Source organism: Aerococcus viridans, assembly GCF_001543285.1.
In the GTDB taxonomy this organism is placed as follows: domain Bacteria; phylum Bacillota; class Bacilli; order Lactobacillales; family Aerococcaceae; genus Aerococcus; species Aerococcus viridans.
The window spans coordinates 499,263-516,110 of sequence record NZ_CP014164.1; the positions used below are offsets into that span (position 1 = coordinate 499,263).

Annotated in this window: 19 protein-coding genes and 1 pseudogene; 12 read left to right on the top strand and 8 right to left on the bottom strand. The window is 39.8% G+C overall.

The annotated features are described in order from the left end of the window. The first annotated feature begins 44 nt into the window (after nt 1-44). The 9 genes from AWM76_RS02385 to AWM76_RS02425 all read left to right on the top strand — a co-directional run bounded on the left by AWM76_RS02385 (nt 45) and on the right by AWM76_RS02425 (nt 7,165). Nucleotides 45-851, top strand: a complete 807-nt coding sequence (locus tag AWM76_RS02385) for an ATP phosphoribosyltransferase regulatory subunit (RefSeq protein ID WP_003142176.1) — start codon at nt 45-47, stop codon at nt 849-851. Continuing rightward, nucleotides 848-1,456: an ATP phosphoribosyltransferase gene (gene hisG / locus AWM76_RS02390; RefSeq protein WP_003142175.1), complete on the top strand. Its 609-nt coding sequence runs from the start codon at nt 848-850 to the stop codon at nt 1,454-1,456. The genes AWM76_RS02385 and hisG overlap by 4 nt, the downstream gene beginning before the upstream one ends. Then, nucleotides 1,457-2,707, top strand: coding sequence for a histidinol dehydrogenase (gene hisD / locus AWM76_RS02395; RefSeq protein WP_003142174.1), 1,251 nt, complete (start codon nt 1,457-1,459; stop codon nt 2,705-2,707). A 3-nt stretch (nt 2,708-2,710) separates the two neighbouring features. Further along, nucleotides 2,711-3,751: a pyridoxal phosphate-dependent aminotransferase gene (locus tag AWM76_RS02400; RefSeq protein ID WP_003142173.1), complete on the top strand. Its 1,041-nt coding sequence runs from the start codon at nt 2,711-2,713 to the stop codon at nt 3,749-3,751. Then, complete coding sequence (gene hisB, locus AWM76_RS02405; protein ID WP_003142172.1) at nt 3,741-4,325, top strand: imidazoleglycerol-phosphate dehydratase HisB; 585 nt, start codon at nt 3,741-3,743, stop codon at nt 4,323-4,325. The genes AWM76_RS02400 and hisB overlap by 11 nt, the downstream gene beginning before the upstream one ends. Nucleotides 4,326-4,390: 65 nt before the next feature. Then, nucleotides 4,391-5,089 carry a HisA/HisF-related TIM barrel protein gene (locus tag AWM76_RS02410; protein WP_003142171.1) on the top strand — a complete coding sequence of 233 codons (699 nt, stop codon included), beginning with the start codon at nt 4,391-4,393 and terminating at the stop codon, nt 5,087-5,089. Between the two features lie 3 nt (nt 5,090-5,092). Further along, complete coding sequence (hisF, locus tag AWM76_RS02415; protein ID WP_003142169.1) at nt 5,093-5,839, top strand: imidazole glycerol phosphate synthase subunit HisF; 747 nt, start codon at nt 5,093-5,095, stop codon at nt 5,837-5,839. A gap of 3 nt (nt 5,840-5,842) precedes the next feature. Further along, nucleotides 5,843-6,481: a bifunctional phosphoribosyl-AMP cyclohydrolase/phosphoribosyl-ATP diphosphatase HisIE gene (gene hisIE / locus AWM76_RS02420; RefSeq protein ID WP_003142166.1), complete on the top strand. Its 639-nt coding sequence runs from the start codon at nt 5,843-5,845 to the stop codon at nt 6,479-6,481. A 489-nt stretch (nt 6,482-6,970) separates the two neighbouring features. Then, nucleotides 6,971-7,165, top strand: a complete 195-nt coding sequence (locus tag AWM76_RS02425) for a hypothetical protein (protein WP_003142165.1) — start codon at nt 6,971-6,973, stop codon at nt 7,163-7,165. On the opposite strand, the gene AWM76_RS02430 is transcribed toward AWM76_RS02425, so the two are convergent. Then, nucleotides 7,162-7,884 (bottom strand): GntR family transcriptional regulator, encoded by a 723-nt coding sequence (locus tag AWM76_RS02430; RefSeq protein WP_003142162.1) that lies wholly within the window; start codon nt 7,882-7,884, stop codon nt 7,162-7,164. The two genes, AWM76_RS02425 and AWM76_RS02430, sit on opposite strands and share 4 nt — an antisense overlap. Before the next feature lie 331 nt (nt 7,885-8,215). On the opposite strand from AWM76_RS02430, the gene AWM76_RS02435 reads away from it, so the two are divergent. Further along, the gene (locus tag AWM76_RS02435) at nt 8,216-8,680 is read left to right on the top strand and encodes a glutathione peroxidase (RefSeq protein WP_003142160.1); all 465 of its coding nucleotides are present in this window, start codon (nt 8,216-8,218) and stop codon (nt 8,678-8,680) included. Nucleotides 8,681-9,037: 357 nt separating this feature from the next. On the opposite strand, the gene AWM76_RS02440 is transcribed toward AWM76_RS02435, so the two are convergent. The 6 genes and pseudogenes from AWM76_RS02440 to AWM76_RS02465 form a co-directional block, all read right to left on the bottom strand. Continuing rightward, a complete protein-coding gene (locus tag AWM76_RS02440) occupies nt 9,038-10,210 on the bottom strand; it encodes an IS256 family transposase (RefSeq protein ID WP_060779322.1) in 1,173 nt (390 codons plus the stop codon). 292 nt (nt 10,211-10,502) lie between these two features. After that, entirely contained in the window at nt 10,503-11,564 is a 1,062-nt protein-coding gene (locus AWM76_RS02445) for an AI-2E family transporter (protein ID WP_003141351.1), read from the bottom strand. Nucleotides 11,565-11,614: 50 nt separating this feature from the next. Then, nucleotides 11,615-12,598, bottom strand: a complete 984-nt coding sequence (locus AWM76_RS02450) for a type I restriction endonuclease (RefSeq protein WP_003141349.1) — start codon at nt 12,596-12,598, stop codon at nt 11,615-11,617. A 15-nt stretch (nt 12,599-12,613) separates the two neighbouring features. Continuing rightward, nucleotides 12,614-13,000 carry a restriction endonuclease subunit S domain-containing protein gene (locus AWM76_RS02455; RefSeq protein ID WP_048726159.1) on the bottom strand — a complete coding sequence of 129 codons (387 nt, stop codon included), beginning with the start codon at nt 12,998-13,000 and terminating at the stop codon, nt 12,614-12,616. A 115-nt stretch (nt 13,001-13,115) separates the two neighbouring features. After that, complete coding sequence (locus AWM76_RS10850) at nt 13,116-13,241, bottom strand: transposase (protein ID WP_235585509.1); 126 nt, start codon at nt 13,239-13,241, stop codon at nt 13,116-13,118. A gap of 95 nt (nt 13,242-13,336) precedes the next feature. Further along, a pseudogene (locus AWM76_RS02465) lies at nt 13,337-13,948 on the bottom strand (metal-binding protein ZinT); the annotation flags it as partial. A gap of 150 nt (nt 13,949-14,098) precedes the next feature. Here AWM76_RS02465 and AWM76_RS02470 point away from each other — a divergent pair. Then, complete coding sequence (locus AWM76_RS02470; RefSeq protein WP_060779323.1) at nt 14,099-15,334, top strand: RNA-guided endonuclease TnpB family protein; 1,236 nt, start codon at nt 14,099-14,101, stop codon at nt 15,332-15,334. A 117-nt stretch (nt 15,335-15,451) separates the two neighbouring features. Here AWM76_RS02470 and AWM76_RS02475 read toward each other — a convergent pair whose 3' ends face one another. Further along, nucleotides 15,452-15,766 (bottom strand): metal ABC transporter substrate-binding protein, encoded by a 315-nt coding sequence (locus AWM76_RS02475; protein WP_060779324.1) that lies wholly within the window; start codon nt 15,764-15,766, stop codon nt 15,452-15,454. 275 nt (nt 15,767-16,041) lie between these two features. Here AWM76_RS02475 and AWM76_RS02480 point away from each other — a divergent pair, with 275 nt between their 5' ends. Further along, complete coding sequence (locus AWM76_RS02480; RefSeq protein WP_039936014.1) at nt 16,042-16,833, top strand: carbon-nitrogen family hydrolase; 792 nt, start codon at nt 16,042-16,044, stop codon at nt 16,831-16,833. Nucleotides 16,834-16,848: the final 15 nt, after the last annotated feature.

Consider the following 16,848-nt stretch of genomic DNA (forward strand, 5'->3'; position numbering starts at 1 on the left):
TGAGGGCGTTTTTTTATTATTTTACATTTTGAAGGAGGGGCAACATGGCAACATCTTACGTATTACAACGAATTTCGTTAGCGAGAGATTATCTTGAAACAGTATCGAAAGCAGGTTTCCAATTAATTGATTTGAATATGGTGGAACCATTCGATGAGGACGGCAAAGCCGAATACCCAAGCAACATTGTATTTGAAAAAGAAGGGCAACTATATGCCATTCGTAGTGATTGGACTCGGTCTATTTTAAATTACATGAAGACTTACGATCTTAAACAAGATAACTTCGCTTACTATGGGCCAATGGTGAGAGACCACCAATCAACTTACCAAGCAGGGGTTGAATTAGTGGCGCCAAGTGCTAGTCAAATGGCTAATACCATTGAACTACATTTAGATTTTGTTGAACAGATGAGCCAAGCTTCTTTTAATATGATTGTTGTAAACAACGAAGAAATTTTAGATAAATACATTGAAAAATTTGCTTTTGGTTCTGAAATCAAGGGCTATGTAATTGAAAAGAACTTGTCGGCTCTAGGTCATACCATTGGTAAAGATCACTATTTCTACAAGTTGATGGCTAAACCAGTTTCAGAGCAGTTTGACCTAGTGAAGAAGGACTTTGGGGATACGGACGCGATGGCTGTGATTCACTTGTTGAAAGAAACGCTTGAAAAACGCAATACCAAAATGGTGCTTGATTTATCATTCCGGTCGCCACAAAAATACTACAACGGCTTTTATTTCCAAGCCTTCTTACAAGGGAATTCTAAACCTATCTTCTCAGGTGGACAGTACGCTAACGGCTGGTTTGGTATTGGATTGAATTTATCTAAAGGAGGATTTCTATGATTACTGTGGCTTTAGCTAAGGGTCGTGTTTACAAGGCCTTCAATAAATTTCTAGCCGATAAGGGTTTAAATGACTATGCGGAGGCCTTGACCGATGGTGGTCGTGATCTCTTCCGAGAAGTTGGCGGTGTTAAATTCATTTTCGCAAAAGGAAAAGATGTCCCTACCTATGTGGAGCAGGGGATTGCGGACCTGGGTGTTGTAGGGTCTGACACGATTGCTGAAAAGTCATTTAATGTCTTGAATGTGTCTGAATTGCCATTTGGCCAATGTCGACTAGCGATTGCCGGGCCTACTAACTTGGATGAATCAGATATCAAAGTGGTGGCAACGTCATTTCCAAATATCACCCGCAAGTACTTTAACCAACAAAAGCAAGATGTATCCTTGATTTTCTTAAACGGTTCGGTTGAATTGGCACCGATTCTAGGCCTATCTGATGCGATTGTAGATATTGTCCAAACAGGGACAACCTTAAAGCAAAATGATCTTGAGGAGTACAAAACGATTTTGTCGGTACAAGCACGACTGATTGCCAACAAGCAGTCATTCTATACGAAAGAGAAGGAAATCTACAAGTTTATGCAAGAAATTGAGGTGGTATAAGTGGATGTAGCAACATTTCAAGCAATATTTAGCGCGAAGAATCAAGATACAGTGGACCTAAACCGGTTGGTAGCCGTTCAGGAAATGATTCAAGCAGTCCGGACAAACGGGGACCAGGCAGTCATTGACTATACCAATCAATTTGATGGGCAGGCTTACGCGGAGGCGGCAGATTTCAAAGTATCAGCTGAACGGTTGAAGGCCTCATGGGACAACTTAGACCCGGTCTTACAAACAGCGCTAAAAACGGCTAAAGACCGTATTGAGACTTACGAACGATCGGGCTTATATGCAAACCGGCCGGGCGAAGAAATTTCTTATGTTTACAACACTTTGGATAGTGCGGGATTTTATATTCCTGGTGGGAAGGCCTTGTACCCGTCAACGGTTTTGATGACAGTGGTACCAGCCCTAGTTGCAGGGGTTGAAAACTTGGTGGTGACAACGCCTGTTTTCACAGAAGAATCCGTGACTTTCGCAGCCTTATACCTGTGTGGCATTCGGGACAACGTGTATGCGATTGGTGGGGCGCAAGCTGTTGCTGCCATGGCTTACGGGACTGAAACCATTCCACAAGTGGATAAGATTTGTGGTCCGGGGAATGCCTATGTGGCAACTGCCAAACGGTTGGTTAACGGGGATGTATCGATTGATGCCATTGCTGGTCCGAGTGAAATCCTCTTATATGTGGATGAAACGATTCCGGTTGATGCCATCGTTTACGATATTTTCGCCCAGGCGGAACATGACCAAGACGCTCGAACTTTTCTCTTATGTGAGTCAGAAGATTTTCTTGGCAAAATAGCCGACCGCATGCAAGCGCTGTTACCTAGCCAAAAACGAGCGGATATTATTGAAGTTTCAGTTAAAAATAACCACTATGCAATCTGTGATACGAGACAACAATTGATCGGCGTCTTGAATAACATTGCACCAGAGCACGTATCCATTCAACATGCAGCTCAAGATGAGATTGTGGATCAAATCAAATACGCGGGTGCTGTTTTCAAAGGTTACTACGCTATGGAAGCTATTGGTGACTATGTGGCAGGGCCATCGCATGTCTTACCAACTGGTCGGACTGCTCGGTTCTCGCACGGTTTAACCGCTAACGACTTCCGGACGTCACACGCTATTATCCATACATCAAAAGCGACTTACGAAGCTATTGGGCCAGCTGGTCAAGCGATTGCTGAGGCTGAAGGACTGGATGGTCATGCTCAGTCAATTGCCATTCGAAAGGAAGGGTAAGCTATGAAAACCGAGGATTATTTAAAAACAGTTGAAGTAAATCAAACTGGTGACACAGTCATCATGAACCGCAACACCTCTCCAATTCGTCCTTTGTCAAATCAAGATATTGTGGATGCAGTATTGGCAACGCCTTTTAACCAGTATCCTGAAGACGAAGAGGCTAATTTCATTGCGGCGTATGCAAATTACGCCGGTCTTGATCCAAAGAATGTGGCTGTTGCTAACGGGTCAGATGAGTGGATTCAGAAATTGATTATCCAGTTTGGTCGCGGCGGCGTCTTGGCGGTTGATCCTGATTTCTTTATGTACCAGGATTATACCAACCAGTTGGGCTTCCCCTTTTTCCAGGTGGAGAGCGAAAAGGACTTTACTTTTGATTTATACTCAATTATCAGCGCTTTAGATGAATTTAGGCCGTCATTATTCTTCTTGTCTAATCCGCAAAATCCAACGGGCCAGCAGTTTTCTGAAGAATTTTTACAGAGATTAGCGGATGAAACGGCAGATCGAGATATCACTTTTGTCATCGATGAAGCTTATATTGAATTCGGCCAGGACTATCAACGACCAGATAATGACAACGTCCTATTTATCCGGACCCTATCTAAGATTTATGGGGTAGCGGGTTTACGGGTCGGGATTGCTTTTGGGCAGGGGTCGCGTTTCGATAAGTTGAAGGAGATTAACCACCCTTATCCTATGAATAGTGTGTCGCTAAACCTTGCCAGCAAGCTGTTTGAGGACACCAATCGACTGGATGAGTGGGTAGATTACCAGCGCGAGATTAAGCAGAAATTGCAGGAGGCTTTCGATCAAGTTGCTGATCTAGTCACCGTGATTCCGTCCGCGACGAATTTTGTGTTTATCTTTGGCGATTTGGTGCCAGATTTAGACCAGTATTTAGCTGATAATGGTTTCGTTGGCCGTAAGTATGCAGATGGGAAAATGGCAAATGCGGCGCGGTATTCGGTAATCGATTCAGCTGACTATCCGAAATTGAACGCGACAATCAAAGCATGGAGGGAACAAATTGAAGATTAAAGAACGGAATACCTTAGAAACGCAAATCAAGCTGGGCCTAGCTAAGGCGGATGGGTCAGGACAGACACAAACGTCTATTAATACTGGCGTGGGCTTCCTTGACCACATGTTAACCCTATTTACCTTTCATTCGGGCCTTGATTTATACGTTGAAGCCAAGGGGGACACTTGGGTTGATGACCACCATGTCACTGAAGATATTGGGATTTTACTGGGTGAAGCTATTCGTGACTTATATCAATCCCAGCCTTCATACGAAAGGTACGGATCATATTTCTTGCCCATGGACGAAACCTTAGCCCGTGTCGTATTAGACTTATCAGGCCGACCAGTTTTAGTTTATGACGCCAACTTTTCTGCTGCAAAAGTAGGGACCTTTGACACCGAACTTGTCAAAGAATTCTTCTACGCCGTAGCCATGAACGCTCGTATGACCCTACATATTGATCTATTGAAAAATGGCAACACCCACCATGAAATCGAAGGTATTTTTAAAGCATTCGCCCGCGCCCTAAAAATTGCTTTGAAAGAAACAGATGGTGGCGTCCCATCCTCAAAAGGATTGATTCAATAAGTCAGGGTGTTTTGATCAAGAATAAGTAAAATAAAATCATTTTTACAAAAAGGAGGCAATTATCCATGGAAATTATCCCCGCAATTGACCTGATTGATGGTAAAAGCGTTCGCTTACAACAAGGTGACTATGACAAACAAGTCGTTATGCCAATGTCAGCAGCCGAAGCGGTGACCTACTACAGTCAATTCCCACAGGTGACAAGAATTCACGTGGTGGACTTGATTGGCGCTACTAAACAAGCGGCTGTTGAAGGTGACACTGTTGAAGTTTTAAAATCTCTAACTGATATTCCTTTAGAAATCGGTGGCGGTATCCGCGACTTAGAAACTATCGATTTATACGATAAATTAGGTATCGACTACTTCATTCTAGGTACAAGAGCCATCATGGATGTGCCTTGGTTAAAAGAAGTTGTCGCTAAGTATCCTGGCCGTATCTATGTTGGTCTAGATTGCAAAGATGAAGCGATTTACATCAATGGTTGGAAAGAGGCATCCGGTCGCTACATCCAAGAATACCTTGATGAAATTGCCGACTTAGATATCGCCGGCATTATCTATACTGATATTTATAAAGATGGCATGGAAGCCGGCCCTAATGTAGAGAAGACGGGCCAAATCCAACGTATCACCAAACACCAAGTCGTTGCTTCTGGCGGTGTGAGAAGCCGGCATGATTTAGATGCCCTCCAAGCACAAGGCGTAAACCAAGCAATTGTCGGGAAAGCTGCACAGAATCCAAGTTTTTGGGAAGGACTGTAAAAAATGAAAAAAATTATTCCATGTTTAGATACGCGCGACGGTAAATTAGTCAAAGGTGTTCACTTTGTAGATGTAAAAGAGTTAGGGGACCCCGTTGATTTTGCCAAAAAATATTCAGACGCAGGTGCTGATGAATTAGTCATCCTAGATATTACGAAAACGACTGACGGTCACCAATTACGTACGCAAATGATTGCGGATGTAGCCAACGCTATTGATATTCCATTAACTGTTGGTGGGGGAATTGCCTCTGTTCAAGATATTCAAGACGCTCTTGATGCAGGTGCCAGCAAAGTCGGCATTAACTCAGCGGCTGTAAAAAATCCTGACTTTATTAATGAAGCGGTAGCCAAATTCGGTTCTGATGCGGTAACGATTGCCGTAGATATGGCTTATGATGAAGCGAAAGGTGACTACTTTGTGTACACTAACGCAGGTCAAACGCAAATCGACATTAAGGCCCTTGAATGGTGTAAAGAGTGTGAAGAACGCGGTGCTGGCGCCTTACTAATCACTTCAATTGATACTGACGGTGCCTATACAGGTTTTGATATTCCATTCTTGAAATTGGCTTCTGAGACCGTTTCGATTCCAATTATCGCTTCAGGTGGTGCGAGTGGTATCCAAGATTTCATTGACTTGTTCCAACAAACAAACCTAGAGGCAGGACTTGCGGCATCTATTTTCCACAAGGGAGAAGTAGCGATCGAAGATTTAAAAGCAGCACTTATCGCAGAAGGGATTGACTAGTAAATGACAGCAATTGATTTTGGCAAGAACGATGGGCTTGTACCAGCTATCTTACAAGATTACCGGACAAATCAAGTCCTAATGTTGGGTTACATGAACCAAGAAGCTTACGAATTAACAGTAAGTGAAGGCGTAGCTTGGTTTTATTCACGGTCTAAAGGTCGTCTTTGGAAGAAGGGCGAAACTTCTGGCAACGTGCAAGAAGTGGTAAACATTGAATTGGACTGTGACCAAGATACCCTTTTGGTACAAGTGCGTCCAACTGGCCCAACTTGCCATACGGGTAGCCAGTCATGTTTTGGGGATGATTTCTTTAACTTGAATATCCTTGAAAAAACAGTGGCCGACAAAGTGGATAATCCTAAAGAAGGGTCATATACGACATACTTGACGGATCAAGGTTTAGATAAGATTCTTAAAAAATGCGGTGAAGAAATGACTGAAGTTGTGATTGCTGCAAAAAATGCCCAAGCCGGTCAAGGAAATGATGAGTTGGTATCTGAAACTAGTGACCTACTCTACCACTTGTTGGTTTTATTAGCTGAAAGAGGCCTGTCATTAACAGATATAGAGGCGACCTTAAAAGCCCGTCACGGCCAAGATCATACCTATTCTGTCCGTAAAGAAATCGATAATTATTAGGATACAATGAATTAAATTAGAATTTTATTAAAATTATTGTTGACACTTACCATAAAAATTTATATACTGATGTCAGTAAATAAAACAAGTTGATGCGTTGAGGAGTAGAAGTAAGTTAGACGCTTGTGCACAGAAAGTACCGATTGCTGAGAAGGTATGACAAGCCCTAATTGAAAAGTAGACTTTGAGCTGTAGATGCGATTCACCTAAAGGGTGGTTGAGTGTTTACCGGGTGCTGCCGTTAAAATGCCAGTTGATCGGATGAATGTCCCGTCAACGTGAGTCTAATAGTCTAACCAACTATTAGAAAAATTAAAGGTGGTACCGTGCAGAAAGCGCCCTTTGACTTAACCAGTCAAAGGGCGCTTTTTTTATTTACTAAAAACTTAAAAATATATGTAAAAACTAGGAGCAATAAAGATAAGACGAATCAAATTGTCACTAGTAAGCCATATAGCAGACTTGTAGTAGTGATTAGGAGGATTTTCAATGACATTATTAGCAGATTTAAAACAAGCTCCCACAGCGATCATTCCCGCTTGTGGTGACGGCCATGCTTTTCAAATGTTAGCCAACAGCAAGGCACCAGCCATTTTCCTATCTGGTCAATTAACCACAGCATTTAAGCACAAAGAAAAGGACGTGAGCCAATCGCGTCCTTTGTCTTTGGTCAATTTCAATTAATAACGGTATTGAGTGCTGGCACCTTGAATAAAGAATTGTGTTTCTTCAAAGTGGTAAGTGATTTTTGAATAGTCGAATGGTTTCCCGTTATTTAAATGGAAGATCGACTCTGTTTTTAAACAAGGATCGCCTTCACTTAAATTTAAATGGTTAGCATGCTCAGCCTTCAATTTCCCAACCCGCAAGAAGTGGTCACCATAGCCAATTGGCATTTCCAGATCTTCTGTAATATAGTCGAAGATGGAATTCGATGCAATTTCTTCGCTTAAGTAAGGGATAATATCCTTGTCAAAATAAGACTCTTCCACACAGAAGGGGCGACCTTCGATATAGCGGATGCGCGTAACATGGTAGACCTTTGTTTTTGCTGGGTCGTCAATTTTTAAATTTTCTACCGCTTCATCAGTTGGGGCAATTAACTCAAGGGATAAAACTTTAGAATCGATTTTAAATTGGCTCAAGGTTGAATTAAACCCACCTAGGTTTAATAGGTTGATATAACCCTTACGTTGATTACCACGGACATAAACGCCAGAACCACGTACTTGGTAGATTAACCCTTGTTTCTCTAAGTCATTTAAGGCAGATAATACCGTATTCTTACTCACTTGGTAGTAGTCCACCATTTCTTGGATACTGGGTAACTTATCATCTGCATTTAATGCATTTTCATTGATGTAGCGGACCAACGCGCCAGCTACCTCTTCGTATTTAGCCATATATAAAGAACCTCTCTCTTAGGAATTTGATACATTATATCATGAAAGCTCTTACATTTACAAATGGTTAGGGTATAAAAGTGGATACCACCATATAATACAAGTTTCTCAATTTCACTTTACCATATAGGTAACAAAAAGATATTAGTGAGGTGGTTACTAGTACAACCAAATAGTATTGATGCAAGACTCAAGAACTGGCGAAAGTATAATTGATGATAAATAATCAATCTATGAACGTGATTGTTCGCTTTCACAGGTAAAAAGGCGTATTATTTAGCCTATAAGATACAGAAGGCTTTGAAGCGTTTCTACTATAAGAAGGAGAAATATGATGACTATCTATGATTACACTGTAAAAGATGCTAATGGGCAAGATAAAAACCTAGCGGATTATGAAGGGGACTTGTTGTTGATTGTAAATACAGCAACTAAATGTGGACTAGCGTCTCAATTAGAAGGACTTGAAGACTTACATCAAAAATATCAACGTGAGGGCTTTAAGGTACTTGGATTCCCTTCCAATTCATTCATGCAAGAACCTGAGGATGGTAAAGGGGCTGCAGAAGCATGCGCACTAAACTTTGGCACCTCATTTCCTATGTTCGATAAGGTATCCGTAAACGGACCTAAAACAATACCATTATTTTCGTATCTGAAAAAAGCATCTGGTAATGGTCTAGTAAAATGGAATTACACTAAATTTTTAGTAGACCGGCAAGGCAACTTTATTAAACGGTATGCCCCAACAACAGAACCCGCAGATATTGAAGCAGATATCCAAGATAACCTGTAGAGAATAAGCGTCTACAAATCAAAAAGGAAGACCTGTCAAAAGCAGATCTTCCTTTTTGTGTATGTATGGGTAAAACAAGTCAATATAGTTTAGAAACCACTTCGCAAATAGGTTTCGTGATGTGCCATCACTACAACTATTTACGCCAGTACTGCGAGCCTGAACGATTTTTGTCTCACCTTTTGCGGTCCAGTGGCTTTTAATTGGCTAGCACTCCTGGGAGTTTAGAAAAACACTAGGTATTTTGTTTATATGTAAATATGAATCATTATATTCTAGGTTAGTGAGCCATCATTTCTTTCTTGTAGTCAAGTCCATAATCCTGTGTAAAATACTATACAATGTTTTACCGGTCACTCATTGATCAAACTTAATATATTTTATTGTAGAACTGAGCCATTCGTCATGGAGGTCCATAAGGACAGCTCCGATTAATCGATTGGCAGACGTTCGGTTGGGAAAAATCCGAATAATCTTTTCTCTTCTGCGGACTTCCTGGTTCAGTCGTTCAAGAAGGTTGGTGCTTTTTAGCCGATTGTGACCATTTCCGATAACCGTGTATTGAAAGGCATCTTCGAAGCCATTATCCAATGTTTCGCAAGCTTTTGTATATTTAGACTGGTCGATATATTCACCGACTAAGGCATTCTTAGCTGTTCGAGCGAGTTCAATATCCGTAAACTTAAACATCGCTTTTACTGCTTCTCTAAACGGTTTTGAATTCTTTTTTGGAATGGAACTGAAGATGTTTCTTAAAAAATGGACCTGGCATCTCTGCCAACTTGCGTTGGTAAATGACTTACGAATTGTAGACACTAGGCCTTTATGGGCATCAGAAATGATGAGTTCTGTCCCCTGTAGACCGCGTTCTTTTAAGTATTCAAAGAAGATGGACCATGTGTCATCACTTTCTTCATTTTGGATCATGAAGCCAATGATTTCACGATCACCACCTTCTGTTATCCCGATCGCAATATGGCAGCTTTTAGAAAGCACTCGATGGTCCTCACGGACTTTTATGTAGAGAACATCAGTCATCAGATAAGGATAACTCGTACCTGAGAGTAAACGGTTCTGCCATTCGTTGACCATCGGGTCTAACTGCTCAGTCAGGCTAGAAACAAAAGATTTCGATACCGATTTTCCACATAGCTCTTCAACAATCTTTGAAACTTTACGTGTCGAAACGCCTGAAACATACATCTCAAGCATTGAAACGAGCAGTGCCTTTTCATTTCGCTGATAACGCTCAAACACCGTCGGTGAAAATTCACCATCACGTGTTCTAGGCACTTTTAATTCGAGTGTGCCCACACGAGTCGTAAAGTCTCGCTCATAATAGCCATTTCTTTGACTCTGACGACTTTCTGAACGTTCATAGTCATCGGCTTGAATATATTCTGTTCGTTGATTTTCCATCAATTGGTTGAAAACAGTGGTCAAAATTTTTTTAGAAACTTCATCTTTTACCGAATGTTCAATAATACTTTGAACCTCTTCGTTGTTCAGTGTAAAATGTACTTGGGTCATGTAACGTCCTCCTGGGTATGTCTTTGTGGTTAAAAACATTGTACCGTAAAAGGGCTGTTACATGGCCTTTTATCTTTTACACAATTATATGGACTTTATCTCTTTTTCATTTATACACTTCTTCCAAAATAATATAGTTCATTAAAAAACCATATTATCATACTTTTTTGTTTTATTAACAGTTAGAAAGGGCTTGAAAATTTTCACTCAAGTCCTCAATTCTAATGTATTTGTATTCATTTTTATTATCTAATATTTAATTTTTTCTTTCTCAACAAAATTAAGAATTAGATTAAATTGGTTTTGAATCAATCTCGCTCCTAAACTCTTTTAAGTATCTTAAAGCAATCTTTAGAAGCCCCATCAAGGGAACACCTATTATCATACCCAAAATTCCCAGCATATTCCCAAAAAATAATACCGAAAATATTACAAGAAGTGGGTGTAGCCCCACTGAATGGGACATGATTTGTGGAGACAGGAATGCAGACTCAACTTGCTGGATGACTACAATCAGCATTGTAACCCAAAGTGCCATTATGGGACTTTCCATAAAAGCAAGTATAACTGGCAAAACCCCTCCAATCCATGGACCAAAGTAGGGTATTATATTTGTAATCCCAGCAACTAGACCTATTGTCAGAGAATATGGCACTCCAATAATCCAACAGCCCATCCCCGTTAAAATACCTACAAATCCAGCCACTGTCAGCTGTCCTTTTATAAAGCCTCCCAACACCTTATCCACCTCTCCGCCCAGTTCTTTAGCCTTGGCCAGTCTTTTTACAGGTATTTCTCCAGTAATTGCCTTCATTATCCTATCTTTATCCTTAAGATAGTAAAATGTAATTATAGGAGTTATAATAATATCCAGAAAAGTCCCAGTATATGAGACAAATCTATTGAAAACTCCTCTTAATGAATTTCTAAGAACCTCCCCAATATTCTTGATCTGTTCATCCAAATTTAAAAACTCCTGAACCCCTTCAGGAATGAAAGGTATCTGTCCTGACTGGAGCTCTCCCACAATTTTTTCAATAAACTTCAATATATTTGGAATTTCATCTATAAATACCCGCAAATCCCCTGTTAGTCTTGGTATTAAGGTAGCAAAAGCTATGCTGAACAAAAAAAATAAAAGAACAAAGACAATTAGGATTGCCCATATCCTATTGACTTTGTTTTTTTCCAGAAGTTTAACAGCAGGATTCAATAAATAAGCTAGAACTAGTGCATAAATAAATGGATTTATAATATTCCTAAGTGGATTGTATATGTATGCAATGATAACAATCCCAAGCAACACAAGCCCTATATCAAATAATTTCTTCTTTTCTGGCATGACAATTTTCATTTAATCCCTCCTCTTAAAATCAAGTATTACTCTTCAATGCTTTTGTTTATTTATTCATTTAAAGTTCCTGAAACCCTTGATTTAATAACACAAACTGCACCCATCACTATTATGACACCTTCCCCGGTTGTATGCCAGACATATCCTCCATGACGAATACCATCTTCACCCCAGCCTAAAGCAGCTCGTTCAACCGCTTGTAAAGCATAAACCTGATATGGACGCATAATCATGTGTCTTCGGTTTTCTTCATCTTGGGCTTCATCAATAATTAAATAGTCTCCAACTAACTGATGAGCCATTGGAATCATTAAAAAGTGTTCAATCACTTTCTGCCAGTCATTGATTGGATTATTATCAGCATCTGCCCACTGAAAAACAAAACTTTTGTTAAAGTCATTAATAGATTTTGGTGCCGCAAAATAACGAGTGGCGACTTCCGACATAATAACCATCATTTGAGAGAATGCCATGAAATTATTGACAAATTCTCCATCTCGATAATAACGTTTAAACTGTCCAAAAGCTTCGTCTAAAGATTTATCTGTTCGCTTTTGTTCAATATTAATTAACGGCAAGCCATTAATTAATAAGACAACATCAAAGCGATTCCCATTTTCACTCTCCACTTCTCGAGCAATTTGATAGCTCGAGTCACCCCCACGAACTTGAGATTTTTTAAAAATTGTTAACGTAATTTGTTGGCGAGTTATACCAGGATGATCATCTCGGTAAATTCCATCAATTTTTCCAGTTGAGCCTTCCATCGCTAAGAATTTGGCTGCTTCAAAACTATTATCAATTTGTTTTACCTTTGCCATGACTTGTTCGAACTCTGCATCACTTAAAGGAACTCCTTCTAATTGATCAACGTTCATTCGATTTAATTCATGACGCCAATTCTCAACTAAGTGATTGACCGTTACGCGTTGTTTATTCCCATCTAAATGATCAGGTGCTTTCCATTTATATTTTTCTAATTCACGCACAAAGCGATCTTGAAATGCTTGTTCTGATGATGTTTTTTGTTGCATACAATTTCCTCCTTTCTAAACAAACATATCGTTTAAATAAGCTTGTTTTAGTTTCTCTAGCTTTTCTAATTTACTCATCTCTAATTTTTCTGCTTCATCTAATTCATTAATAAATAATCCAATTTTCTTGATCTCTTGATTATCAATTTTATCCTCCATTTTATTGAATGGAACATTAATATCTAGATCTAAAACTACCGGACCACTAAACTTTACACCCCAATTAAATCCCCCAGTAGCTTTTCTTAAAGTTTCTACAAAAAATATATATTCTTCTTTCTCTAAATCGTTATTTATCAAAACCCTCATGATATTTGAGGTAAAATAGTTTTCCTCTTGCAAGAATATAGCCTCAGGGTTATCTATTGAAAAACTAATGCTTGGCGTATTAAATATTTTCATCTTATTTCCATGATAATCACGAGTTTCTTTGTCGATACGGGCATATATACCATTATTCTCGGTGGTTGCTGAAATATAAGGAATATTTCCACCTTTTAATGATGTTTTTGCTAATCTATTTCCACTTAAAACAGTTGAAAACAGTGGTCAAAATTTTTTTTTTAGAAACTTCATCTTTTACCGAATGTTCAATAATACTTTGAACCTCTTCGTTGTTCAGTGTAAAATGTACTTGGGTCATGTAACGTCCTCCTGGGTATGTTTTTGTGGTTAAAAACATTGTACCGTAAAAGGGCTGTTACATGGCCTTTTATCTTTTACACAATTATATGGACTTTATCTTTCTTGTGCGATTTCTGAGCCAGACATATCAGTTGGATAGTATGTTGGCCAGTGGTCTGCTTCTTCAAGAAGGGCTTCTTGTGATTCGCCACCCCAGTAAATATGGTAGTGTCCTGTTTCAACGGGTGCAATATTATGGTCTGAGAATTGCACGTATTTGTAGTCGCCGGCTTCCGGGTCGTTTGTTTCAAATAAGAAACGAACACCACGATTTCCTTTTTCATAGGTTAAGATTTCATAACCAACATAGTTATACTCGAATGTCTTGCTTTCACCGGCCACAATATATTCAATTGTATTGTCAGTAATGTTGATATTATCGACGTCAGTTTGGTAACCAGTTGTGTAGTATTCTTTATACGCTTCAGCGGTCATGCCGTCGTTTAATTTAGATTTGTAGTCAAAGACTTGGTCTAAGGTACCGTCTTCAAGGAATGGGTAAACAGATTGCCATTCACCTGCATAGTCAGATAAGGTACGGTCTGCTACATCAGCATCTTCAAAGTAGCCATTGTAGACTGTTTGTTCAGTTTCTTCTTCAGCAGTTTCTGCGTTTGCGGCTGGTAGGTCTGTTGTTTTTTGCAATGAAGTTAGGTTTTCCTTCATTTACAAGCTGTCAGCTAAGGAAACCTAGGTATTGATACCTAGGAGGAATTAGCGAAATAGACAGCTCTTTTTGTTGATTTTACTAGGTTATCGTTTATGTTTCCTCTAAATAGATAGTATAATGTATTTTAAGAGAAAAGAGGTGATAAGATGCAGTTAACGAAAACGATTAAAGTGCAATTATACCCAAGTGCTAGTGATATTGAAAAGTTCGAAGAAACTCAACAACAGTTTTTAAACGCTTGTAATTTTGTTTCGACATATATCTTTGACCATGACTTTGAATTAGGTCAAACGACTTTGCACAACGCCTTGTATCATCAGATACGTCAGGATTTTGGGCTGCAATCGCAAATGGCCCAGTCCGTGATGCGTACGGTAATCGCGAGATATAAGACCGTGAAAACACAGTTTAAACAAAAACCTAAGCGTTATAAAGATATCCATACAGGTAAATATCATACGCTATATAAAGACCTTTACCATTTAACGAAACCCCTAGGGTTTAAGCAACCAGTCGCTGTGTTCGTACGCAATCGTAACTACACTTATCATCAAGACGATACCTATTCACTGACGACCAATCAAGGGCGAATTAAAGTGTCTTGTGATAAGCAACATATCGCTTATCTTCAACAATTTAGCCAGAATGCTTACAAGTTCGGTCAAGCTGAATTACTCTGTCGTAAGGGTAAGTGGTTCTTACACGTGTCCGCAAGTAAAGAGATAGACAGCCCAGATGAAACTAATATTCAACGTATTGTAGGCATTGACCGTGGTTTAAGACAGATACTAACTATTGCGGATGATACAGCTCATACTACCTTCTATTCGGGTAAAAGCTTGATGAAGAAAAGACGGCGTTTTAAGAAATTGCGCCAGTCCTTACAAGCGAAGAACACCAAATCAAGTCGTAGACGCCTTAAAACAATTGAAAGACGAGAGAACCGCTGGATGAATGATGTGAACCATCAATTATCAAAGACACTCGTTGACCGATACGGGGCCAATACCTTGTTTGTGGTGGAAGATCTTACGAACGTTACTTTTAACACGACTCACCACCGTAAGCAAGATGTACGGTATGAACACCATTCTTGGCGATTCTTCGATTTTGAAGAAAAGTTAATGTATAAAGCTTTAGAAAGTGGTTCGCAAGTTTTAAAAGTATCCGCACAATTTACGTCCCAACGTTGTCCGAAATGCGAATCAATTGATAGAGCTAATAGACAACAAGATAAGCACTTGTTTACTTGTCAAAATTGTGGGTATCAATCAAATGATGACCGTGTGGCAGCTATCAATATTCAAGAATTGGGTCACCGATATCTGTCGAGTGAGAAAAACCCGCGGTTTGAAAAAGTTGTGCCAATACAAAATTATTAAACGTAAAACAATATTCGGTAAGTGTCTACAGACCGCTTACTGATGGGGTGCCAGTCAATCATCCCTTAGTGTCTTTAAACGGTTGGAGATATTATATCGTTTGTACAACCACCATGTTTAGGACAAACTCTCTGTTTTAACAGAGAGTAGTTGATTGTGGTAAATTAGGACATCTGATTCGTTTAGGGCCGCAATTTGTTTTGCAGAAGGTTCATAATCATGGGCTTCTGTGCCCGCTGGTACCATTAAACTCACGTCAGCATGGTCGCCAACAATTTCTTTTGTGAAGGCATAAACAGGGTATATCGTTGTTGCAATTTCTAATTTGTCCCCGTCATTTCCCGTATCGCTCTCAGTATTTGCTTGACCACATGCCGCCAAAAGGGCAGCTCCCGTTAAACTCAGTAATGTGAATTTCAAACTCTTATTCATCAATTTATCCTCTTTTCCAAAATAATATTCAATCACATGTATTTGGATACCCAATATATTTTTTGCCTTAGCTAGGGGCAAAGTTGGTAAATCGTAATCGTTACGATTTGATATCGGTAATTTATCATATGGCGGATTAAGTAGTCAACTAAAATTTACATGAAATGTCCGTCATATAGACCACGAAGGCTCTTTTTCCAAGGAATTAAGCCCTTTAAATTACTTTTGGAAGGGACTCATATATAATGGGGAAAAGTGTTATTAGGAGGAATATGATGAAAATTGCGATTGTACAAGCAGCCTTACAACAAAGCCAGGTGGCAGAGAATTTTCAAACAATTCAAGCGTTGATGGAAGAGGCGGCAGCCAATCAACCGGATGTGATTGTGCTGCCAGAATTATGGAATACCTCCTTCTTGCCAGAGGATGTGAAAGAGCGAGCAGACGAGGGTGGCAAGGTAAGTCGTCAATTTTTAAGCCAGTTCGCTAAAAACTACCAAGTGAATGTGGTTGGGGGTTCGGTAGCCAATAGGCGTGGTGACAAGCTATTTAATACGGCCTATGTCTACAACCGAAAAGGGCAAGAGCTTGCAGCTTACGATAAGGCCCATTTATTCTCACCGGCCAAGGAAAATGGTTATTTTGAAGCGGGTGAAGCGAGTGTGACCTTTGAATTGGACGGGGTCAAATGCGGGATTGTTACTTGTTATGACTTGCGTTTCCCTGAGTGGGTGCGGGCTTTAGCCTTAGCGGATGCACAGATTGTATTTGCACCGGCTGCTTGGCCTGAAGTCCGGAATTTACATTGGGATACTTTGGGACGGGCACGGGCAATCGAAAACCAGTTGTTTGTCGTATCGGCTAATTCAAGAGGACCGGTTAATGGGGACGAAGAGGCTTTATATGGCGGTCATTCAGCCATCATTGATCCTTGGGGCGAGTATGTTGTTTCTCCTGATTTACAAGTAGGCGTAAAATACGGTGAGATAGACCTTTCTGTTATTGAAGGTATTCGGTCATCGATTAACGTCTTTAATGACCGAAGACCAGACATCTATAATATATAAGTGATAAAAATATTT